At 73.0% G+C, this 21,856-nt stretch carries 14 protein-coding genes and 1 pseudogene; 8 read left to right on the top strand and 7 right to left on the bottom strand.

Annotation, left to right across the window (positions count from 1 at the left end; all coding sequences use genetic code 11):
- The 3 genes and pseudogenes from E1291_RS43375 to E1291_RS25480 form a co-directional block, all read left to right on the top strand.
- Positions 1–844: pseudogene (locus tag E1291_RS43375) on the top strand (hypothetical protein); the annotation flags it as partial.
- 130 nt (positions 845–974) lie between these two features.
- Complete coding sequence (locus E1291_RS25485) at positions 975–1,994, top strand: aspartate-semialdehyde dehydrogenase (protein ID WP_131740515.1); 1,020 nt, start codon at positions 975–977, stop codon at positions 1,992–1,994.
- An 87-nt stretch (positions 1,995–2,081) separates the two neighbouring features.
- Entirely contained in the window at positions 2,082–2,684 is a 603-nt protein-coding gene (locus tag E1291_RS25480) for a hypothetical protein (RefSeq protein WP_131740514.1), read from the top strand.
- A 213-nt stretch (positions 2,685–2,897) separates the two neighbouring features.
- Here E1291_RS25480 and E1291_RS25475 read toward each other — a convergent pair whose 3' ends face one another.
- Positions 2,898–3,119 carry a DUF2277 domain-containing protein gene (locus E1291_RS25475; protein WP_131740513.1) on the bottom strand — a complete coding sequence of 74 codons (222 nt, stop codon included), beginning with the start codon at positions 3,117–3,119 and terminating at the stop codon, positions 2,898–2,900.
- A gap of 171 nt (positions 3,120–3,290) precedes the next feature.
- Between E1291_RS25475 and E1291_RS25470 the strand changes: the two genes are divergently transcribed.
- The gene (locus E1291_RS25470) at positions 3,291–3,755 is read left to right on the top strand and encodes a DUF4352 domain-containing protein (protein WP_131740512.1); all 465 of its coding nucleotides are present in this window, start codon (positions 3,291–3,293) and stop codon (positions 3,753–3,755) included.
- Between the two features lie 163 nt (positions 3,756–3,918).
- On the opposite strand, the gene E1291_RS25465 is transcribed toward E1291_RS25470, so the two are convergent.
- Both E1291_RS25465 and E1291_RS25460 read right to left on the bottom strand, forming a co-directional pair.
- Positions 3,919–4,248, bottom strand: a complete 330-nt coding sequence (locus tag E1291_RS25465) for an antibiotic biosynthesis monooxygenase family protein (protein ID WP_131740511.1) — start codon at positions 4,246–4,248, stop codon at positions 3,919–3,921.
- Positions 4,249–4,339: 91 nt separating this feature from the next.
- Positions 4,340–4,993 (bottom strand): HD domain-containing protein, encoded by a 654-nt coding sequence (locus tag E1291_RS25460; RefSeq protein ID WP_131740510.1) that lies wholly within the window; start codon positions 4,991–4,993, stop codon positions 4,340–4,342.
- Between the two features lie 71 nt (positions 4,994–5,064).
- Here E1291_RS25460 and E1291_RS25455 point away from each other — a divergent pair, with 71 nt between their 5' ends.
- On the top strand, positions 5,065–6,069 hold the full coding sequence (locus tag E1291_RS25455; RefSeq protein WP_131740509.1) for a GlxA family transcriptional regulator: 1,005 nt from the start codon (positions 5,065–5,067) through the stop codon (positions 6,067–6,069).
- A 175-nt stretch (positions 6,070–6,244) separates the two neighbouring features.
- Here the strand turns inward: E1291_RS25455 and E1291_RS25450 are convergent, their stop codons facing one another.
- The 4 genes from E1291_RS25450 to E1291_RS25435 all read right to left on the bottom strand — a co-directional run bounded on the left by E1291_RS25450 (position 6,245) and on the right by E1291_RS25435 (position 14,224).
- On the bottom strand, positions 6,245–8,437 hold the full coding sequence (locus E1291_RS25450) for a M4 family metallopeptidase (RefSeq protein WP_131740508.1): 2,193 nt from the start codon (positions 8,435–8,437) through the stop codon (positions 6,245–6,247).
- Positions 8,438–8,807: 370 nt separating this feature from the next.
- Positions 8,808–10,346: a M28 family peptidase gene (locus E1291_RS25445; RefSeq protein ID WP_131740507.1), complete on the bottom strand. Its 1,539-nt coding sequence runs from the start codon at positions 10,344–10,346 to the stop codon at positions 8,808–8,810.
- A 75-nt stretch (positions 10,347–10,421) separates the two neighbouring features.
- The gene (locus E1291_RS25440; protein WP_242614360.1) at positions 10,422–12,830 is read right to left on the bottom strand and encodes a M4 family metallopeptidase; all 2,409 of its coding nucleotides are present in this window, start codon (positions 12,828–12,830) and stop codon (positions 10,422–10,424) included.
- Positions 12,831–13,195: 365 nt separating this feature from the next.
- A complete protein-coding gene (locus E1291_RS25435) occupies positions 13,196–14,224 on the bottom strand; it encodes an alpha/beta hydrolase (RefSeq protein WP_131740506.1) in 1,029 nt (342 codons plus the stop codon).
- Positions 14,225–14,595: 371 nt separating this feature from the next.
- On the opposite strand from E1291_RS25435, the gene E1291_RS25430 reads away from it, so the two are divergent.
- From E1291_RS25430 to E1291_RS25420, 3 genes are all read left to right on the top strand, one after another.
- On the top strand, positions 14,596–15,285 hold the full coding sequence (locus tag E1291_RS25430) for a peptidylprolyl isomerase (RefSeq protein ID WP_131740505.1): 690 nt from the start codon (positions 14,596–14,598) through the stop codon (positions 15,283–15,285).
- 324 nt (positions 15,286–15,609) lie between these two features.
- Positions 15,610–20,961, top strand: coding sequence for a tetratricopeptide repeat protein (locus tag E1291_RS25425; protein ID WP_131740504.1), 5,352 nt, complete (start codon positions 15,610–15,612; stop codon positions 20,959–20,961).
- 18 nt (positions 20,962–20,979) lie between these two features.
- Positions 20,980–21,856, top strand: an 877-nt coding sequence (locus E1291_RS25420; RefSeq protein WP_370771036.1) for a hypothetical protein, incomplete at its 3' end; no start/stop codon positions are given.

Here is a 21,856-nt window from a genome sequence, read left to right as displayed (position 1 = left end):
CCAGCGCATCGTCGGCCACTACATCGGCGACGTCCAGCACTACCGGCCGGCAGGCGACCTGGAGCGCGCCCAGGCCGCCGCGCCCGGCCGCCCCGTCCGCGACCACCTGCGGGAGCGGCACGCCGCGCTGGCCGCCGCGCGGAACCGGCTCGCCGCCGACCGCGCCGCCCTCGCCGAGCTGGAGGACGCCGAACGGGAGCTGGCCGGGCTCACCGCCGAGCACGACCGGATCCGCGACCGCGTCGCCGAGCTGCGCCGCCTCCACCGCCTCGCGGACGAGGTGGAGGCGCTGCGCCTCCAGGAACAGGCCCTGACCGCCCGCACCGCCGCCGAACCGGACGCCGCCGCCGAACCGGACGCCGCCGCGGACGCCGAGCGGGCCGTCGGCGACGCGGCGGAGGACCTGCTCCGCCTCACCCGCAAGCAGCTCGCGCTGCTGGAACCGCGGGTGCGGCAGGCCGTCGAGGACGCCGCGCGCGCCGACGCCGAGCTGGCGGAGCTGCGCGCCCGGCTCGACGGCGCCGACGAGCGCGTCGCCGCGTCCCGCGCCGAGCTGGCCGAGGCCGCCGAGGGGTTCGAGAAGCTGCGCGACCGGCGCGAGGAGGTCCTGGCCCCGCTGCGCGCCTACCGGCAGGCGAACCGCGAGCTGGCCGCCGGGCTCGCCACCGCGCTGGGCGGCGGCGTGCCCTCCCTCGTCAAGGAACCCGGGCTGGAGCGCGCCGAACGCGAGCTGGCCGAGGTGGGGACCCGGCTGGAGGCGATCGACGAGGTGATCGCCAAGGTCCTCGCCGACCACGTCCAGGCCCACGAGCGGGCCCGCGCCACCCTCGGCTGGACGGCCTGACCCCGCCCCGCGCGCACGACCCGGGTCGAGCACTGCTTAAAGTCGTGGTGAAGGGTTATTCGTTGGACGAGGTGCACGGACCTGGGGAGACTCGAACGATCCAGGTCACATCGGCAACAGAGGGAGCGGCATGAGAATCGGGATCGTCGGGGCCACCGGCCAGGTCGGGAATGTGATGCGCCACATCCTGGACGAGCGCGGATTCCCGGCCGACGAGCTGCGCCTGTTCGCCTCCGCCCGCTCGGCGGGCCGCCGGCTGCCCTGGCGCGACACCGAGATCACCGTCGAGGACGCCGCGACCGCCGACTACACGGGCCTGGACATCGTCCTGTTCTCCGCGGGCAAGACCACCTCCCGGGAGCTCGCGCCCAAGGTCGCCGCCGCCGGCGCCGTCGTCGTCGACAACTCCTCCGCCTGGCGGCTGGACCCCGACGTCCCGCTCGTCGTCTCCGAGGTCAACCCGCACGCCGTCGCCGACCGGCCCAAGGGGATCATCGCCAACCCCAACTGCACCACGATGGCCGCGATGCCCGTGCTGCGCCCCCTGCACGCCGAGGCCGGGCTGAGCGCGCTGGTCGTCGCGACCTACCAGGCCGTCTCCGGCAGCGGCCTGGCCGGCGTCGCCGAGCTGCACGAGCAGGCGGGCAAGGTCGTCGAGTCCGCCGACCGGCTCACCCACGACGGCGCCGCCGTCGAGTTCCCCGTCCCGCGCGTGTACGCCCGCCCCATCGCGTTCAACGTCCTGCCGCTGGCCGGGGCGATCGTCGAGGACGGCCGCGCCGAGACCGACGAGGAGCAGAAGCTCCGCAACGAGAGCCGCAAGATCCTGGAGATCCCCGGGCTGAAGGTGTCGGGCACCTGCGTCCGCGTCCCGGTGTTCACCGGCCACTCCCTCCAGATCAACGCCCGGTTCGAGCGGCCCCTCAGCCCCGAGCGCGCCGCCGAGCTGCTGTCGGGCGCCGCGGGCGTCGTCCTCTCCGACGTCCCGACCCCGCTCCAGGCCGCCGGGCAGGACCCGACCTATGTCGGCCGCATCCGCCGCGACGAGACCGCCGAGCACGGGCTCGCCCTGTTCTGCTCGGGCGACAACCTGCGCAAGGGCGCCGCGCTCAACACCGTCCAGATCGCCGAACTGGTCGCCGCCGAGTAACGGGCCGTCCGCTTTCGGGCCGCCCGGAACCGATCATGCGCCATCCTCGTCTCAGAGGTCGTCGCGTGAGGGTTCTGGGGGGTCCGGATGAAGTTCATAGTGATCTTGACGGCGAGCACGGTGCTGCTCGCGGGATGCGGCGCGGGTGCCGGCGCGGACGAGCCCACGACCGCGGGCACCGCCCCGCCGCCCGCCGTCGGCGCCACCAGCACCCCGCACTTCGGCTCCGACCCGAAGGTCGCCCCGGCGGCGCCCCCGGCCCGCACCGCCGGCGCGGGCGCCGCCGCCCGCACCCCCCTCGGCCCCACCGGCTTCGGCCCGCTCCGGCTCGGCATGACGGTCCCGCAGGCCGCCGCGACGCGCCTGCTCGTCGGCAAGGTCCGCGGGACGGCCTGCAACGGCTACGACTTCCGCTCCCACCGGACCCCGGCGCACCAGGTCGGCGTCTACATCTCCCGCCGCTCCGGCCTCGCCACGATCTTCGCGCTGGGCCGCATGCACACCCCGCAGGGCATCGGCCTCGGAGCCACCCTGGCGCAGGTCCAGCACGCCTACCCGAAGCTGAAGACCGGCGTGAACACCTCCACCGCCGCCGTCCCCGGCAACCCGAGGGCCGTCTACACCTTCGCGATCAGCGGCGGCAAGGTCACCGCCATGTCCCTGGACCTCCAGGGCCAGGACTGTCATTAGTCCATTGCAATCCCGGCCCACTTCGCTCGCCTGGCGGCTCGCTTCGTGACCGGGCTTGTGCGAGCGCGAATCGCTTCGCGATCTTCCCGGCGGAGGCTCGCCTTCGGCGTCGCCCCCGCCGGTCAGGGCGCGCGCTCGCGTGACGGCTGAGGTCGGTTGACCTGGGGAGCCTGGTTTGGGGACGGCTCCCCATAGTGGCCCAGCCCCTTGTTGTCAGCTGGCGCGTTGTTGGCCGCGGATCTCCAGGGAGTCGAGGAGGGCTGCGGTGCTGCGGGCGATCTCCTCCACCGCGCGGTCGAACGCCTCGGCGTTGTGGGACGCGGGGGCGCGGAACCCGGAGATCTTCCGAACGTACTGGAGGGCGGCGGCCCGGACGTCCTGATCGGTCACGTCGTCGGCGAACGGCGGGCGGAGCGTCTTGATAGAGCGGCACATACTCCCATTGTGCAACCCGGGCGGAGCCGCCGGGGACGCCGCGATCACGTCGTCCAGGAGGCGCGGAGATGGCCGGATCGTGTCAACCTTCCGGCCGGGAGTAGCCGTTCGGGGTGTGCGGCGCGTCACAGCACTGACCCCCCGCCGTCATCACGAAACGACGGGACTCTCATGCGCACGCTCACGGCCCTTCTGGCCCTTCTCGCCCCCTTGGCCCTCGCGACGGCCTGCGACCCGGCGAGCCAGCCCACCGCCGGGCAGAGCGGCGGCGAGGCCGTGGCCGGTCAGAAGAAGGGTCCCGTGCCGATCAAGCTGGTCGCCAAGCGCGCGGCGGCGGCCAAGAGCGTCCTCAGCGACGGCGGCGCCCTGTCGTGCGTGCGGGTCACGGTCACCAACCAGACCAAGAAGAACCTTGAGGTCAACCCGCTGTACTTCAGCCTGACCGACACGAGCGACATCAAGCACGACGCGTCCTTGGCGCTCGGCGACTACGAAGGGCAGATCGACACGACCAGCCTGGCGCCGAAGGAGAAGGCCAGCGGCCTCGTCTGCAGCCGGGGCTCGTTCACGCCGAAGACGATCGCGATGACGAACCCGCTGTTCTCCGAGGCCGCCCGCGCCCAGGTCGTCGCCTGATCCACCGACCGGCACCGCCCGCCCCACGGCCCCGGCGGGCGGTGCCCTGCCACGTCGGCCGCCAGGGTTCGACGGCTACGCGTTGTTCCAGGCGTCGCCGACGCAGCCGGTCTCGACCCCCCACCGGCCTTCGCCGCCGACGAGGAAGGACACGTCGTTCAGCTCATTTGGACGTGTTGCGGTCGAATCCGTACTCGCGTTCGACTCTGGCGACGCGGATGTCGTATGAGGTGTAGAAGCGTTCGCGGCCGAGGCGTATCGCGACCTGGTGTTCCGGGTGGAGGCGCCAGGCTTTGAGGGACTCTTCGTCGGCCCAGTAGATGACGGATCTTTCCTCGTTCTCCCCGCTGGGCAGGGACTCGCGCCCCAGGTAGCCGGGCTGCTCCTGGGACAGCTTCCCCATCGCATCGTCCACCTCGTCGTAACCGTCCAGGTCGTCGGAGAGCGTCGATCTGATGTAGATGGCGATATAGGGGGGCTCGGGCGGCGCCATGGGGACTCCTGTAAGGACCGTTCGGTCTGTGCTGATGAGTCTTCGTGGGTTGTGCGGAGCCGGCGGCGACCAGTGCCGTCCCGGTTCCGTTTTACGCGCCCCAGCGGGAGGCGCTCGCCCCGAGTTCCATGGCCGTCGGGTTGGTGCCGAGCTCCCCTCGTTCTTGGATGAGGTTGTGGGCGGGTGTGTTTCGCGGGGCGGCGGTCTGCGGGGCACGGGCGGCGTGCTGGACGATGCCGTCGACCAGGGCGGTGACCACGTTGAGCCGGGGGTAGCGCAGGTGGAGGGCGGCGCCTTGGGCATCGGTCACGTGGTCGACCCCGACGCCGAAGTCCCCGGCCACCCCGCTACGGGTGAGATAGGCCAGCACACTCGTACGTTCGGCGATGCCGGGTGTCGTGTGCAGCGCGATGGCCTCCCAGACGGCGTCTATCTCGGGCGTGCCGTAGCCGTGCCCGGTCAGGAACTCGGCGGCCATGTCGGCGCCCTCGATCTCGAAGCGGGTCAGGCCGGGGGCCGACGGCGAGGTACCGAGGTCGTGCATGACGCAGGCGTGGAAGAGAAGATCGGGGTCGAAGTCGGCGCCGGCCGTCAGCCCTTCGTGCTCGGCGAGCAAGGTGGCGAACACGTAGGTGCGGAAGCTGTGATTGGCGACGGGCTCGCTCTCGCACCACCGGACGTAGTCGACGGCCTGGCGGGCCACAAGATCGTCGGGCAGCGCCGGGACGAGGTGGGCAATGTCCATGGCTCGACCGTAGGCGCGCGCTCACCGGTACCGGCAGTGGCACGGGTGCCATGTGTCACTAGGATTGTGCCATGCCTGATCGGACATTCGGCGCATCTCACCACGTGGTCGTGCTGGCTCTGCCCAACGTCCTCGCCCTGGACCTCGGGATTCCCTTGCAGGTCTTCGGCAGCTGGCAGGACGGGCCGTACAGGCTGACGGTGTGCGGGGAAAGCCCGGGACTCGTCCCGATGCACGGCGGTCCGGCGCTCTTCGCCGAGCGCGGGCTGGAGTGCCTGCGATCCGCCGACACCGTCATCGTCCCCGGTCAGGCCGACCCGCTCGTGCCCTCCGCCGCCGTCCGCGACGCGTTGGCGGCATCGGCGGCCCGGGGCACCCGCATCGTGTCCATCTGCACGGGCGCCTTCGTCCTGGCCGCCGCCGGTCTCCTGGACGGGCGGCGCGCCACCACCCACTGGCAATATGCGGCATCGCTGGCCACCCGGTACCCGCGGGTCACGGTGGAGCCGAGGGTGCTCTACGTCGACGAGGGCGAGGTCCTGACCTCGGCCGGGGTCGCGGCGGGACTGGATCTGTGCCTGCATCTCATCCGCCGCGACTACGGGGCCCGCGCGGCGAACCAGCGGGCCCGCCGGCTCGTCGCCGCACCGCACCGGACCGGCGGCCAGGCCCAGTACATCGACCTGCCCGTACGGCCCGAACGCGCCGGGGCGCTGACCCGGCTGCACGAATGGGCCCTGCACAACCTGCATCGGCCACTCACCGTGAACGAGCTGGCCCGGCAGGCGGGCATGTCACGGCGGACCCTCATCCGCCGCTTCAACCTCGAAACCGGACAACCGCCCATGCGATGGCTTCTGGAGGCCCGGCTCAGCCACGCGCGGGAACTGCTGGAGACCTCGGACCTCACCGTGGAGGGTGTGGCGCGGCGTTGCGGGCTGGGCACCCCGGCCAACTTCCGCGCCCTGTTCAAAGAGCACGTCGGCGTCCCGCCCAGCGTCTACCGGGGCACCTTCCGTCCGTCATCGGCGGTGGACCGCGAACCCCGGCTCCATGCCGACGCGCCCGACGCATGATCGCCTGTGCCCGGGGCATCCGGCGCTGACCAAGGCGATCAGGGATTCTCCCCCGGACGCTTGAGGGCCCTCGGCGCCGAGGACAGGTAGGCGCCGAGGGCCCGGCGGGGGGCGGGTCCCCGAGGGGGGCGGCCGTACGGGACGGGCCGAGATCGTCCCGTACGGCCGCAGACGGTCAGCCCGTGCAGGTGGTGGGCTCACCGCTGGAAGCCGGGACGCTCACCGCGTTCCACGCGTCCCGGGTTCGGGTGAAGTCGGTGCAGGTGGCCTTCTTGGCCCGCACCAAGTTGAGAGCGGCCTGGATGCTGGTCCTGCGGACGCTGGTGTGCGTCCAGTTGGACGTCTTCGTGTTCAGGGCGGACATGAAGATCAGCCCGGCCTTCTGGATGCCGATGCCCGTGACCTTGGAGTCGTTGCAGGTCGGGCTGTTGGGACGGCCGTGGTCCGGGTCGTTGGCGTTGGAGCCCTCGGCGAGAAGGTAGAACCAGTGGTTCTGCACGCCGGCCCCTTCGTGCGGCTCCTGGGGCGGGTTCTTCGCGTCGAAGCAGTCGCGGTGGCCCCCGATCAGGGACGGCTTGTACATGTACCGGATCGGGCCGCTGCCGACGAGGTCGACCTCCTCGCCCAGGGTGTAGTCCGGCGGGTCGTAGTTGAGGAGCGCGACGGTGCCGGAGAAACGCTCGGCCACCCGCGGCTCGTGGAGGTACCACTCGGTGAGCGCGCCGAAGATGTCGCCGGTCGACTCGTTCAGGGCGCCCTTCTCGTTGTCGCCGAGGATGCCGCCCGGGGTCGTCTGCATGATGGCGTGGCCGAGCTCGTGCGCGACGACGTCGGTGGCCGTGGCCTGCTTGGTGTTGGACCGGTTGTGCCCGAAGTTGGCGTAGCTGCCGGACCAGTAGGCGTTGGCGTCATTGAGGCCGACGCGAATCGGCCAGCCGCCGCCATGGCCGTCCAGGCCGTTGCGGCCGAGCCAGGTCTTCGCCATGTCGAACTCGGCCTGCGCGGCCTTCAGGGAGTCGACGCAGGCGGTCTCCAGGTCGACTCCGTCGGCGTTGCCCCAGGCGTCATCGGTCCCGGTGTAGGGGGCGCCGCTCTGCCCGGAGCAGCTGATGCCGGGGCGGGACGGGTCGCGCATGGTGTACGAGCCGGGGGAGCCGCTGGTGGTGATGCTGGTCGGCTTGGTGCGGCCGCCGTGGTAGAAGCTCTGGTCGTCGTCGAGGTCGGTGACCTCGTCCCAGGTGCGGACGACCTTGCCGGTCCTCGCGTCGACGAACACGTGCAGGACGGACGGGCGGGCGGTCTGCGCGGCGAGTCCATAGGATCCGGGCGGCCCGGCGAGTCCGTACGATCCGCGCGGGCCGGAGAAGCCATAGGAGCCGCCGGGCCCCGCGAAGCCGTACGAGCCGGGCGGTTTCGCGTGGCCGTAGGAGCCGGGGGGCTTGGCGTGGCCGTAGGAGCCGGTAGGCCCGGCGAAGCCGTATGACCCAGGAGGTCCGGCGAAACCGTAGGACCCGGGTGGGCCTGCGAATCCGTACGATCCGGGCGGGCCTGCGTTCTGCTTGGCGGCTACGGCGCCGTAGGATCCGGGCGGGCCCGCGAATCCGTACGATCCGGGCGGTCCGGCGAAGCCGTATGAGCCAGGAGGTCCGGCGAAACCGTAGGACCCGGGCGGGCCGGCGAATCCGTATGACCCGGGCGGGCCCGCATAGCCATATGACCCGGGCGGGCTCGCGTAGCCGTAGCTGCCGCCGGGGCCGGCGACGCCGTACGAGCCGGGCGGCTTGGCGTGGCCGTACGAGCCGGGCGGCTTGGCGTGGCCGTAGGAGCCGCCGGGGCCGTGGCCGTAGGAGCCGGGCGGGCGGCGGGTGCCGGTGACGACGGTCTCGTAGACGAGGCGTCCGCTGCCCTCGGCGAGGACGGAGAGTGTGGGCGCGGAGGTGCGGGTGACCGTGCGGAGTTGCTTGCGGGACGCCGCGGTGGCCTGGGCGGCGCTCACCGTGGGCGTGGTCGGGACGGTCAGCTCGGCGTTCTGGGCCGAGGAGGTGCTGAGCACGGTGCCGGCGGCGTCGGTGGTCACGACGAAGTCGCCGCCCTGGACGGGGAGTCCCGCGTGGGTGCGCTCGTAGGAGACGAACTGCAGGCCGCCCGCTCCGGCCGCGACGCCGCGGCGGACGATCCTGTCCTTGGGGGAAGCGTGCACCGGCGCCCGGCCGGAGGAGACGAACTGGTCGGCGGCTGCCGCCGCCTTGGGCGACGGCGTGGGCGGGGAGGGGAGGGCGCGGGCACTCGCGCCGGTGGCGGGGGCGGACATCGCCATGGCGAGGCCCGCGGAGATGGCCGCCGCCCCGAGCGCGGTCTGATGTCTCACAGGGGGTGCTCCTTTGCACGGGCCGGAGGCTTTCTTCCGCGGAGCCCCGTGGTGGGAGGACCGCGCTGCCGGGAACCTCCAGCGTTGGTGTGAGCGGGGACCCGCTCCGGGTGCCGCGGATGCGGCCGGGGGGAGCCGGCCGCATCCGCGGGCGTCCGTCGCGGGCGCACGGGACGCTTGGCGCGGATCTGGGGGGTCCGCGCCGGGCGCACTTGGTGGACGTTGTCGACCTCAACCTGGTGAGCTGTCCAGAAGTGCACCTTGACAGCCGTTCGGTGTCAACGAATCCATTTAGTAGTGGAATTTCAATATTTGCCGTTGATGAACTGAATGTCGTTGAAACCGGGGGTTGAGCAGCGGGAACTCCGCGTCATTTGGTGATCTTGATGTCGTCCAGCCCGGCCTCGACGAGACTGTTGGTTCCGTTGTCGGCCGCCTCGACGACGATGCGAACGGACTGCCCGGCGTAGGCGGAGATGTCGGCGGTCTGGGTCTGCCAGGCGCCCGCGCGGTTGGCCGCCGCGCCCTTCTCGTCCAGGACGGTGGTGGTCCCGTTGGGCCCGACCAGCCGGACGCGGAGGTAGTCGTCGGTGCCGCTGTTGTTGAGGTGGGCGAAGTTGTAGGCGAACGACAGCGTCTTCGACCCGGCGGGCAGGTCGATCGGCGCGGACTGGGCGGACGTGGTGCCGCCGTCCAGGTCGTTGGTCCCGGCGTCGCTGCCGGCGGACGCGCCGGTCACCAGGGCGCTGCCGCCGCTGGCGGGCGCGAGCTGCAGGTCCGTCCCGGAGTAGTTGGTCGCCTGTGAGGCGCCGCGCTCGAACTTGCCCGCGGTGGCGGTGTCGGTGCCGGCGGGGTTGATCTGCCAGCCCTTGTCGGCTTCGAGGTCGTCGGAGTAGACGGTGTCGCCGCCCGGGTCCGGGTCGCCGCCGCCGGTGCCCGCCAGCGTCCAGACCGCGTTGGCGATGGCCTGGACGTTGCGGTCGAGGGCGGTGTCGTTGATGTTGGCCGTGGTGTCGCAGGACGAGTGGTAGCACCGGTCGAACGCCGTGCCGGACCTGCCGTTCCACTTCTGCGCCTGCGCGGCGCTCATCCGTCCCTCGGCGCCGGTGAACAGGCCGCCGGCGGGGATCTGGTAGCGGATGAACGGCCCGTAGTCGGAGCGGCCGTCGAACGCGGTGTCCTCGACGGGGACGTTGATCGAGGTGAAGTAGGAGCGCAGCACGCGCTCGATCTCCGCGGACCCGGCGGGGCCGCCGCTGCCGCTGGAGCCGTCGCCGTCGTAGGCGAAGTAGCCGGGGTTCGGCGAGCCGATCATGTCGAAGTTCAGATAGCCCTTGATCTTCGAGCGTTCGGTCGAGGACAGCCCGTTGACGTAGGCCGTCGAGCCGACGAGGCCGAGTTCCTCGGCGCCCCACCAGCCGAACCGCAGGTGCCGCTTGGGCTGGTACTTCTCCCGCGCGACCGCGAGAGCGATCTCCAGGTCGCCGGCCGAGCCGGAGCCGTTGTCGTTGATGCCGGGGCCCGCGGTGACGCTGTCGAGGTGCGAGCCGATCATCAGGGTGTTGTTGACGTCGCCACCGGGCCAGTCGGCGATGAGGTTGTAGCCGGTCGCGCCCTGGGAGCTGAACGTGACGATCTGGGTCTTGTACCCGGCCGCGTCCAGCTTGCCCTTGACGTAGTCGATCGACGCCTTGAAGCCCGGACGGCCGTGGGCGCGGTTGCCGCTGTTGCTGCTGGCGATCGACTGGAGCTGGGCGAGATGCGCTTTGACGTTGGCGAGCGGGATGGTCGGCGTCAGCACCGACGGTGCGGGAGCGGGGGCCGCGGGCGCGGCGGTGGCGGCGCCCGGAAGGAAGGCGGACAGGGCGAGGGCGGCCGCGCCGGCGGCCGCCGTCAAGCGGGGTTTCATGGTGATTCCTCCGAGTGGACGCGGCCTGTGACGGGGGAGCGGACCCCGTCACAGGCCGCGAGCGGGCGGGGGCGGTTACGCCTTGACGATCTTCACGTTGTCGACGCCGCCCTCGACGAGGCTGCCGGTGCCGTTGTCGGCGGCCTCGACGACGATCCGGACGGACTGCCCGGCGTAGGACGACAGGTCGAACGTCGCGTTCTGCCAGGAGCCGGCGCGGTTGGCGGCCGAGGCGGTCTGGTTGACGACGGTGCTGGAGCCGTTGGACCCCACGACGCGGACGCGCAGGTAGTCGTCCGTGCCGCTGTTGTTGAGGTGGGCCAGGTACCAGGAGAAGGTCAGCGTCAGGGTGCCGCTGGGCAGCTGGATCGCCGGGCTCTGGACGCTGGTGACCCCGCCGTCGACGTCATAGGTGCCGGCGTCGGTGCCGGCGGCCTTGCCGGTGACCAGGTCGTTGCTGCCGCCGGCGGCGGCGAGCTGCAGGTTCGTCCCGGAGTAGGAGGTCGGCTCCGGAGTGCCGCGCTCCCACTTGCCGGCGGTGGCGGTGTCGGTGCCGCCGGGGTTGACGGTCCAGCCCAGGTCGGTCTCGAAGTCGTCGTTGAAGACGTCTCCGGGCGGCGTGACGCTGCCGACCGACAGGGTGTAGGTGGCGGTGCGGTCCACGGTCGTGCCGTCACCGAGGACGTTGATCTTGTACGTGCCGTCCGGGGTTCCGGCGGGCACGTTGATGGTCACCTGGGTCGACTGGCCCGACTGGATCGTCGGGTTGGCGAAGGTGGCCGTCGGGCCGGCCGGGGTGCTGGTGGCCGAGAGCTTGACCTCCTGCGCGCTGCCGCCGGTGACCGTGGTGTTGACGGTCGCGGTGACCGACTCGCCGGCCTTGGCGCTGCCCGAGGCAGGGCTGAGCTTCAGGTCGAAGTCGCTCTGCGTGGTGCCGCAGGCGGGCTCGCCGCTCTGCGCCGGGACGCTGATCGCGGCCCAGGCGGCCTTGACCGCGTTGCACTCGTTGCCCGAGTTCGGGAACAGCTCGTTCGCGGCCTGGATGGTCGCGACGCGGGCGCGCGCGTGGGTCCAGGACGTGACCTTGCGGTTGAGTCCGCCGAGGAAGATCTGACCGGCCTTCTGGATGCCGATGCCCGTGACGGTGGAGCTGTTGCAGGTCGGGCTGGTCGGGTTGCCGTTGGTCGGGTTCGAGCCCTCGGCGAGCAGGTAGAACCAGTGGTTCTGCGGGCCGGCGGCCTTGTGGACCTCGGTGTTGGGGATGGACGAGGAGTAGCAGTTGGGGTCGCCCAGCGCCCCGGGGTTGTACATGTTGCGGATCGGGCCCTGGCCGACGAGGTCGACCTCCTCGCCCACCAGGTAGTCCGGCGGGTCGAGGTTGGCGGGCTCGTTGATGTAGTGCTCGGTCAGCGCGCCGAAGATGTCGCCGGCCGACTCGTTCATCCCGCCCTTCTCGTTACCACCGGAGTCGCCACCGGGGGTCGTCGTGAAGATGGCGTGGCCGTTCTCGTGGCCGACGACGTCGACCGAGGTGGCCTGCTTGTTGTTGGCCTGGTTGTGGCCGAAGTTGGTGTAGCTGCCGTTCCAGTAGGCGTTGACGTCGCTCAGCCCGACCCGGGACGGGAAACCGCGGCCGTTGCCGTCGGTGCCGTTGCGCCCGAGCCATGCCTTGAGCATGTCCCATTCCTTCTGCACGGCGTACAGCGTGTCGACACAGGCCGTCTCAAGGTCGGTGCCGCTGCCGTTGCCCCAGGCGCTGTCGGTGCCGGTGTAGGCAGACCCGCCCTGGCCACCGCACTGGTGACCGGGCCGCGTGGAGTCGGTCATCGACGTCGCCGCGGTGCTCAGGTCGACGGTGCCGTGATAGAAGCTGCGGTCGTCGGCGGCGTCCCGGACCTCGTCGAAGGTCTTGACGACCTTGCCGGTCCTGGCGTCCACGAACACGTGCAGCTTCGTCTCGGCCCTCTTCTGGTGGCCGGTGACGAGCGTCTCGAAGACCAGCTTCCCCGAGCCCTCCGCCAGAACCGTGAGGCGGGGGGTGGAGACCGTGGCCACCTGGGAGACCTTGGCGCGCGAGGTCTTCGCCGCCTGCGCGGCGGAGATCGCCGCCTTGGTGCCGACGTTGAGCTCGGTGGTCTGGTTGACCGACGTGCTCAGCACGCTGCCGTCGGCGTCGGTGGTGACGACGAAGTCACCGCCGAAAACCGGCAGACCGTCATAGGTCCGCTGGTACTCCACGTACTGCAGGCCGCGCAGGCCCGACGTGACGTTGGTTCGGAAGATCTTGTCCTTGGGGGCCTTCCTGACCGCCCCGGGCTTGACGGTGACGAAGACGTCGGCCGCCGCTGCGGCCAGGGCGCGGGGAGCCGGTTTGGCCGGTGCCGCGGGCGCGGTGCGGTTCGTCGCACCTGTGGCGGGGGCGGACATCGCCACGGCGAGGCCGACGGCCACGGCCGCCGCCCCGATCGCGGTCTGGTGTCTCACAGGGGGTGCTCCTTCCACGGGCCGGGCAGGGTCCGGGCATGGGAGGACGCTTGGGGAGCGCTCCGCGACACCCTTGTCTGCCGGGCGAGGATTGGGGACGTGCCGCTCATCGAGATGAGCTGCCCCGAAGTGCACCCCGTTGGTTGAAAAGTGTCAATGAATCCATTTGCTGTTGGATTTTCAATATTTACGAAGTTGTAGGTGAAAGCTTAGGAATGTCCTGCCTGGACGGGGTGGGCCGATGCCCGGCCCACCCCGTCCGACCGGGGAACCTTCGACCTTCGGCGCTCGTTGAGGCGCCGGTGCGCGCGAGGCGCGCGAGCCCTTCGGCGGGGCTTGCGGACGGGTCGCGGACCCGCCGGACGTCAGGGCGCGATTCGCCGGCAGAGCCAGCCGAGCGCCATCGGATAACGATAATCAATTCCCATGTGCGTCGCGTCGAAAAGCTCGAAGCGGATGACGTCCTCGGCGACGCCCGCGTCCAGCAGCGCCCCCCGGAACGCCTCCGCGCCGATGTCGAGGAACCATTCGTCGCGGGTGCCGGCGTCGATCCAGATCGCCCGCTGCGACCGCAGCGCCGCGGCGTGCCCGGGGACCATCCGCACCGGGTCCCAGGCCAGCCACCGCTCCCAGACCTCCGGCCGCAGCACCCCGGTCACCGGGTCGAACGGCAGCTCGGGCCGCCCGTCCTCGGACGCCGAGTAGCAGGCCGTCATGGCGAGGAGGTTGAGCAGCTCATGGTCCTCGGGCCGGGTGAACGACGTCCGGCCCCGGAAGTCGTCCCACCAGCGCCCGATGTCGCCGTCATAGGCCCGCAGGTGCCGGACGCACGTGGGGAACTCCGGCAGGTAGCAGTACTCGAACAGCGCGTCGCCGGCGTGCGTCGCCAGCGCCCCGAACAGGTCCGGGCGCAGCATCGGCGTGATCATCGCGCCGTAGCCGCCGCTCGACTTGCCGCTGATCGCGCGATGCTCCGGCGCGTCCAGCGTCCGGTATCGGGCGTCCACCCACGGGACGACCTCGTCGCAGATGTAGGAGTGGTAGCGGCCGGTGCCGGGCGAGTCGACGTACTGGCTGCCCCCGTACGCCGTCCAAGCGTCCACGAACACCAGAATGGCGGGCGGCGTGTCACCGGCGGCGAAGAGCGCGTCGGCGGTCTCCGGGAACGGCTGCCGAAACGGCGTCCGGTTGCGCCACAAGCCGACATGGCCGGTGAACCCGGTGATCACGTAGACGCTCGGATAGCGGCGCTCCGGCTCGTCGTCGTAGCCCGGCGGCACGTACACCAGCAGCGGACGCTCGTGCGGATCCCCCAGCGGGTTGCCGCGCAGCAGCGCGCTGTCGACGACGTGCTCCTCCAGGCGTCCCGCGAGATCAGTGGACCAGGGCAGCATGCGGCTCCTCTTATTTCAATCCCGGCCCACTTCGCTCGCCTGGCGGCTCGCTTCGTGACCGGGCTTGTGCGAGCGCGAATCGCTTCGCGATCTTCCCGGCGGGGGCTCGCCTTCGGCGTCGCCCCCGCCGGTCAGGGCGCGCGCTCGCGTGACGGCTGGGGATGTCGCGTCGGTTTGAACACGGTCCTGAGCGAGCCCTGGGACTCGCCTGCGGCCTCTGCCGCAGGCCCCGTGCCCGCCTGGGCGCGCTCTTGCTGGGCGGTTCTTCGACCGAGCCTAGTGATCACGTGGGTGCGGGGCGCGGGGCCTCGGGGAGGTTCGTCGGGATTTGCCAGTGTGGGGGCGCGAGGCTGATCACTACCGTGGGCGCCATGAGAACGCGTTGGACCGTACCGGCCCTGACCGCCGCCGTCGCCGCCGCCGTCCTGGCGCCCGCGGGCGCCGCCCAGGCCGCGCCGTCGCACGCCCCGCGAGGGGCGCACGGGCACACGGTGCGGTGCGTGTTCACGCCGACGCCCGACAACCCGGCGGCCAAGCCCGTCCGGCCCCCGGCCCGGAAGGCCCGCGCCCGCGGCACCGTCGAGGTCGTCGTCCGCACCAACTTCGGGACCGTCGGCATCCGGATGGACCGGCGGAACGCCCCCTGCGCCGTCCACAACTTCGTCAGCCTCTCCCGGCAGCGCTTCTACGACCACACCCGATGCTGGCGGCTGACCGACTCCCCGCGGCTCGGCGTCCTGCAGTGCGGCGACATCTACGCGGCGGAGAAGGGCGGCCCGGGGTACAAGTTCGACGACGAGCTGACGGGCAAGGAGACCTACCCGCGCGGGACGGTCGCCATGGGCAACTGGGGGCCGGACACCAACGGCAGCCAGTTCTTCTTCGTTCACTCGCGCGCGGAGATCCCCCCGGCGTACACCGTCCTGGGCAAGGTCACGCGGGGCCTCCCGGTGCTCGACCGCATCGTGAAGGGCGGCATCAAGCCCGGCGAGAACGGCCCGCGGCAGGACGGCGAGCCCGTCCACCCGGTCAAGATCTACCGGGTGTCCGTCCACGGTTGACGGGGGGGGCCGGTTCTCGCCTGATGGCCGGGGGCTGACGGGAGCGCCGCGTCCGGGCATCGCATTGCTCGCGGTCTGATCGGTGGGCCTCGCTGAGGGGTGACGGCGGAGTGTTCGGCGCTCGGGCTTTCGTCTGGGCGCCGTGTGCCGTCCGGGGGTGCTTCTCCGGTGTTCGTCGCGGGAAATGGCGGGGGCCTTCCGGTGCGGCCGACCGGATCTTTGGAGAGGTGTGTGGCCGCTCTGCGCCATCGGCGGCCGGTGGCGTCCGCCGCCCGGCACGCTGGAAGCGAGGACGGGGCCGGGGGCGGCGGGAAGGAAGACCGGTTGGACATCGGGCGTGTGGTCGAGGTGGCGGGCCGGGCGGGCGGCGAGTGGGAGATCGGGACGGGGTATCTGGTCGGGGGGCCGCTGATCCTGGCGGCCGGGCATACGCTGCCCGACGGGCTCACCGAGGTGAAGGTGCGCCTGCCCGAGGGGCGGTGGCGGGACGCGGCGGCGGCCTGGCGCGGGAGCGGGGACCTGGACGCCGCGCTCGTCACGCTCGGCGACACGTGGAAGGGACCGGGCCCGCAGCCGTTCGGGCGGATCACGGGCTCGTCCAAGTCGGTGCGCTGCACGGCGATGGGCTTCCCCGCCGCGCTGTCGGACCGGCTGGAGGAGCAGGAGTCGTTCCAGCTCGACGGGAAGATCCGGCCCGGGTCGGGGCGCAGGCGCCGCGAGCATCACATCACCCTGGCCGACCACCCCGGTGACCTCGTCCGGCGACGGGGCGCCCGGCGGACGCGCTGGTCGGGGTACTCGGGCGCGGCGGTGTTCTGCGGAGACCGGCTGACGGGGGTCGTCGTCGCGGACCTGGACGAGGCGGGCGGCTTACGGCTCATCGCGCTGCCGATGGAGCGGCTCCTGGCGGACGCGGGGTTCCGTACGGCGCTCGGCCACGTCCCGGATCTGTGCTCGGTGGAGCTGCACCCCTCCTATCCGCGGCGAGCGCGGGCGCCCCGGGCGCCGTCGGAGTGGCTGCGTCCCGAGACGGAGGTGACCGGGTTCCGGGGCCGCGACGCACTGCTGGACGAGCTGGCCGGCGGCTGGTGCGGTTCGGCGGCGCCGCAGTCGGTCCTGCTGGTGACGGGGTCGGCGGGGCAGGGCAAGACGCGGCTGGCCGGGGAGCTGTGCCGCCGGATGCGCGAGGCGGGCTGGGAGGCGGGGCGCCTGGCGGAGATCGGCAAGGGCCTGGGGAAGACCGTCGCGGACACCGCCGTCCCGCTGCTCCTCGTGGTGGACTACGCCGAGACGCGGACCGGGGAGCTCGGCCGGTTCCTGGCGCGGGTGGCGCGGCGCGACCACGGTCCGCCCGTCCGCGTCCTGCTCCTGGCCCGGACGGCGGGCGAGTGGTGGGAGCAGTTCCGCGCCGCGTCCGCCGAGACGGAGGACCTGCTCGCGGACTGCGCGGTGCACAGGCTGGAGCCGCTGGCCCCCGGGGCGGAGCTGCGGGCCGAGGAGTTCGCGGTGGCGCGCGCCGAGTTCGCGGCGGCGTTGTCGGTGAAGCCGCCGGCGGAGCCCGCGCCCGACCTGTCCGGCGCGGAGACCGTCCTGGCCGTGCACGTCGCCGCGTTGACGTCCGTCCTGCAGAGCGGTGCCGCCGCTATGCCCGCGCTGGAGGGCGAGCGCCCGGAGACGGTGCTGCTGAAGCACGAGGAGCACTACTGGAGGCGGGCCGCGGCGGCGGCCGGGCTGCACGCCGAGGACGGCGGCGGGCTGCGGCTGCGCACGCTGTCCCGGCTGGTCGCGGCGGCGGCGCTGTGCGGCGCGGGCGACTTCGCCGACGCCGAGCGGTTGATCAAGGCGTTGCGGGAGACCGCGGACCTGCCGGTGGAGCGGCGCGACGCCGTCGCGGAGTGGCTGCGCGGCCTCTACCCCGCGGACGCCTCTTACTGGGGCCCGCTGCAACCGGACCGGCTCGGCGAGCATCTCGTCGCCATCGAGTCGGCGCGGCCCGCGCCGTTCCTGGAGCACCTCGTGGACGAGCTGCTCGCGGCGGACGGCGTCGCGCAGGTGGTGCAGGCCCTCCAGGTCGCGGCCCGCGCCTCGGTGCACGACGACGCGATGGGGGAACGGCTGTCCGGCCTCGTGGCGACGCGTCCGTCGGGCCTGGCCCTGCACGCCGCACGGCTCGCCCCCGCGCTGGAGCGCCCGGAGCCGCTGGTCGCCGCGCTTCGCCGGATCGTCGCGGACCCGGCGACGCCGGACGGCGTGCTGAGCGCGCTCATCGAAGAGACGAGCCCGCTGAGCCACGTCCTGAGCGGAGTGCTGTTCGACCTGGCGACCAGGGCGATCGCCGTGCACAACGCCGACCCCGAGAGCGACCCGGACGACCTCACCGCGCTGCTGATGATCAGGGCCGGCGCCCAGATGCGCCAGGGCGACTTCGGCGGCACGCTCGCCGCGTTCGCCGAGCTGCGGCGGCGGGCCGGGACGCTCGACACGTCGGTGATCGGGGACTGGACGTTCGCCCTCAGCCTGGTCGACGAGGCCGACGTGCTGCTCATGAGCGGTGCGGCGGAGCGGGCCAGGGAGGCGATCGAGGCGGCTTGGCAGCTGATCTGGAAGCGCTTCGACGAGGACGACGAGGACGACTGGGCGATCCTCGCGCACACGTTGCGGGCGCACGCGCACTGCCTGTGGATCCTCGATGAGAACGAGGACGCCGCGTTCCTGGCGGCCGAGGCGGTGACCCTGTCCCGCAAGATCCTCGCCGACGGGCCGGCCGAGGCCTGGGCGTCGCTGCTGTCGGTGTCGCTGGCCGACGCGCTGAAGACGCTCTGCGGGGCGCGGTCCGACCTCGGTGACCTCGCGGGGGCGCTGGCCGCGCACAACGAGGCGCTGGAGGTCATCGAGCCGCTGGCCGCCGACCGCCCGGACATCTTCGGTACCGCCCTCGCCCCGGCGCTCGTGGTCGGCGCGATGATCTTGGACAAGCTGGACCGCCGTCCGGAGGCGCTCGACCGGATCGAGCGGGCGATCGCGGTGCTGCGCAGGCTCAGCAGGTCGACGCCGAGCCTCTACCAGACGCAGATGGTCTACGCCCTGTCGCAGAAGGCGCGACTGCTGGCTCTGCTCGGTCACCCTGACCGGGCGGACGCCGTCGCGGCCGAGGCGTTCGCGGTGACCGGCGGCGCCGCGGACGACGAGCGGGCCGCCATCTACCTGGCGGTCATCGCCGAGGCGGTCGACCAGTTGCGGGCCGAGGGCGCCGCGAGGCTCGCGGTCACGTTCGGCCGGGAGGCGGTGCGGCGGCGGCTCGCGGGGGCCGACGCCGTGCCCGCCGGGGAACTGCCGGGCCTGCTGCGGTCGGCGTTGTCGCTGGCCGGCGCCCTGTCGTCGGTGGGCGAGGCGGAGGAGGCGGGCCGGGTCTTCGGCGACTGCCTGCGCTGGTACCGGGGCGCGGAGAGCGCCGCGACGCCGGTCGCCGAGTTGCTGCGGCTGCGCGACCTCGGCCTCGACCTCGGCCGCTGGGCGGACACCCGGGCGCTGTGCACGGAGGCCGTGCTGCGTTTCAACGGCCGTCCGGGGCAGGACTCGAACCTGGCCTACGCTCTGCGGGCGCTGTTCAGAGTGGTGAACGCGCTGGGCGAGCACGATGCCGCGCTGGAGGTCGTGACGGCCGCCATCGGCGTCCGGGCCCGGCTGCCGGACGCCGACCCGGCCGACCTCGGGGAGCTTCACACGGCCCGCGCGGACACGCTGCTCTACCTCGGGCGGCCACCTGAGGAGAGGCTGCCCGACGTCGAGCGGGCGCTCGCGCTGTTCCGCACGGCGGATCCGCCGGACCCGATGATCGCCTGTGCCCTGGTCGCGCTGGGCGCCTGCATGGCCGAGCTGGGCCGCCGGCCGGAGCTGCTCGACGCCGCGGAGGAGGCGATCGCGGTGGCACGGGACGTCCCGTCCCAGCGGCCGGCCTACTCCTTCGCCCTCTACCAGCGGGTCTACGCCCTCGCCATGCTGGGACGGTACGAGGAGGCCGAGCGGTACCTGCGGGAGATCCTCGACCACTACCGGGACGACCCCTCCGCCGAGAACCCGAGGCAGTTCGCGAGCGCCCTGATGATGCTGGCGACCATCGTCGACGACCGGGGCGGCGACGCGCAGGAGGTCAGGGACCTCGCCGGGGCGGCGCTCGCGGTGACGCCGCGCCTGCCGGAAGGGGAACGGAACCTCAACACGCTCAACGCCCACCATCGGATGGCCGGGGCCTCCCGGCGGCTCGGCGACCTGGAGGAGGAGATCGGTCATCTCTCCGCCGTCGTGGCCCTCCGCCGGGAGGCCCCGGCGCTCCTCGGCGACCTGGCGGACGACCTGACCAAGGTCGCCGCCACCGCCAACGCGCTGGGCCGGTTCACCGAGGCGGCCGACGCGGCGCGCGAGGCGGGCGACCTCCTCCGCGCCGCGGCACCCGGCTGGCCGCGGCTCCAGGCGCTCAACGAACTGCAGCTGGCCATGCTCGGGCTCGGCCGCGTGCGGGAGTCGGCGGTCACGCTGGCGGAGAACGCGGACCTGGCCGGGAGCATCGGCGAGGCCGCGCGGGGGACGCGGGCGTCCTGCCTGGTCACGCTCGCCTGCCAGCGGTGGCGTCTCGGTGAGCGCGAGGCCGCCGCCGAGGCGGCGGTGGAGGCGGTCCGGGCGCTCGTCCGGCCCGGTGAGCTGCCGGACGGGCTGCCGACGCTCGGCCGGGCGCTCGCCCTGGAGGCGGTGACGACCGGCCGGCCGGTCACGGCGGACGAGGTGGAGGCGGGGCTGCTGGCCGCCGCGCCCGAGGCGGGCCCGGCCGACCTCGCCGCCGGGCTCGCCGCGTTCGCGGCCTTCCACGTCCTGGCGGGGTCCGTGGCCGTCTCGCACGCCGCGAACGGGCGCGCGATCGCGCTGCTGCGCCCGGTGGCGGCGGCCGATCCCGCCCGGGGGGCCGCGCTCGCCGAGATGCTCCAGTTCCACGCCTGGGCGGGCCAGGCGCTCGGGCTCGCGGTGAATCCGCTGGAGCTGACGGCCGAGGCCCGCGCGCTGACCGAGCCCGCCGACCCGTCCGCCGCGCCGCCCTCCGCCTACGCCATGGCGGTGTTCTCGGAGGCCAACGGACGGTTCTGGCTGGGCAGGCCGGACCTCGCGTGGGCGCGCCGCACGATCGAGGTCACCGGCGGCCTTCCCCCCGAGACCTATGGGCGCCGGGACTGGCTGGCGAACGCGTGGGCGATGACCGCCATGTGCCACGTGCTGCTGGGCGACGGGGCGGCGGGCGCGGAGGCCGCCGCCCGTTCGCTGGAGCTGCTGCCCGGGGAGTGGAGCGTGGCCGACCCGAGCGAGGCGATCCGTGCCAGCGCGATGACGGCCAAGGCGCGGTCGGAGTTCCTGCTCGGCGAGGACGCGGCGGCGCTGGCGACGCTGGAGGACGCCGTCGCGCTGCACCGGGTGTCCGGCGGTCCCACCGGCCATCTCGGCACGGCGGGGCTGGCGTTCGCGCTGACGACGCGGGCGGAGGCGCTCGCGCGGAGCGGCTGGGAGGAGGCGGCGCAGGAGGCGGCGGAGGAGGCCGTCCCGCTGTGGGACCGCGTCCGCGCCGCAGGACTGCGCGCCATGGAGGGCCTTCCCGAGCGGGCCCGCGTGCTGGCGAAGGACGCATTCGGCTGACTCGCAGAGGGGGGACGAGTGGACAACGGCCGCGTCGTCGAGGTGGCGGGCCGGGCCGGGACGGGGCCGTGGGAGATCGGGTCCGGGTACCGGGTCGGCGGCCCGCTCGTCCTCATGGCCGGACACGGCCTGCCCGCCGGGCTCACCGAGGTGAAGGTGCGCCCGCAGGACACGCGGGAGTGGCGGGACGCGACCGTGGCATGGCGCGGGACGGGCGAGCTGGACGCCGCGCTCGTCGCGGTGTCCGGAGACGAGTGGCCCGACGCGGGGCCGGAGTCGTTCGGCCGGATCACCGGTGGATCGAGGCACGTGTCCTGCACGGCCGTCGGGTTCCCCGCCGCGCTGGCCGCCGTCCTCGGCGCGCGGGAGTCGTTCCAGTTGGAGGGAAGGATCCGCCCGGGGTCGGGGCGCAGGCGCCGCGAGCACCACATCACCGTGGCCGACCACCCCGGCGAGATCGGGCGCCGGCCCGCCGGCCGGACGCGGTGGTCGGGGTACTCGGGAGCGGCGGTGTTCTGCGGCGACCGGCTGACGGGGCTGGTCGTCGCGGATCTGGACGAGGCGGCCGGGCTGCGGCTCGTCGCGCTGCCGGTCGAACGCCTCCTGGAGGACGCGGGGTTCCGCTCGGCGCTGGGGTTCGTCCCGGACCTGTGCTCGGTGGAACTGGCCCCCTTCTACCCGTCGCGCGTCCGGGCGCCGCGCGCGCCGTCGGAGTGGCTGCGGCCCGAGGCGGAGGCGACGCGGTTCCGTGGCCGGGAGGCGCTGCTGGACGAGCTGGCGGCGCGGTGGTGCGGCGCCGCGGCGCCGCTCGCGGTGGCGCTGGTGACGGGCCCTGCGGGGCAGGGCAAGACGCGGCTGGCCGCCGAGCTGTGCCGCCGGATGCGGGACGCCGGCT

The organism is Actinomadura roseirufa (genome assembly GCF_900659635.1).
Classification (GTDB): Bacteria; Actinomycetota; Actinomycetes; order Streptosporangiales; family Streptosporangiaceae; genus Spirillospora; species Spirillospora roseirufa.
This window is presented reverse-complemented; position numbering and strand designations above follow the sequence as displayed.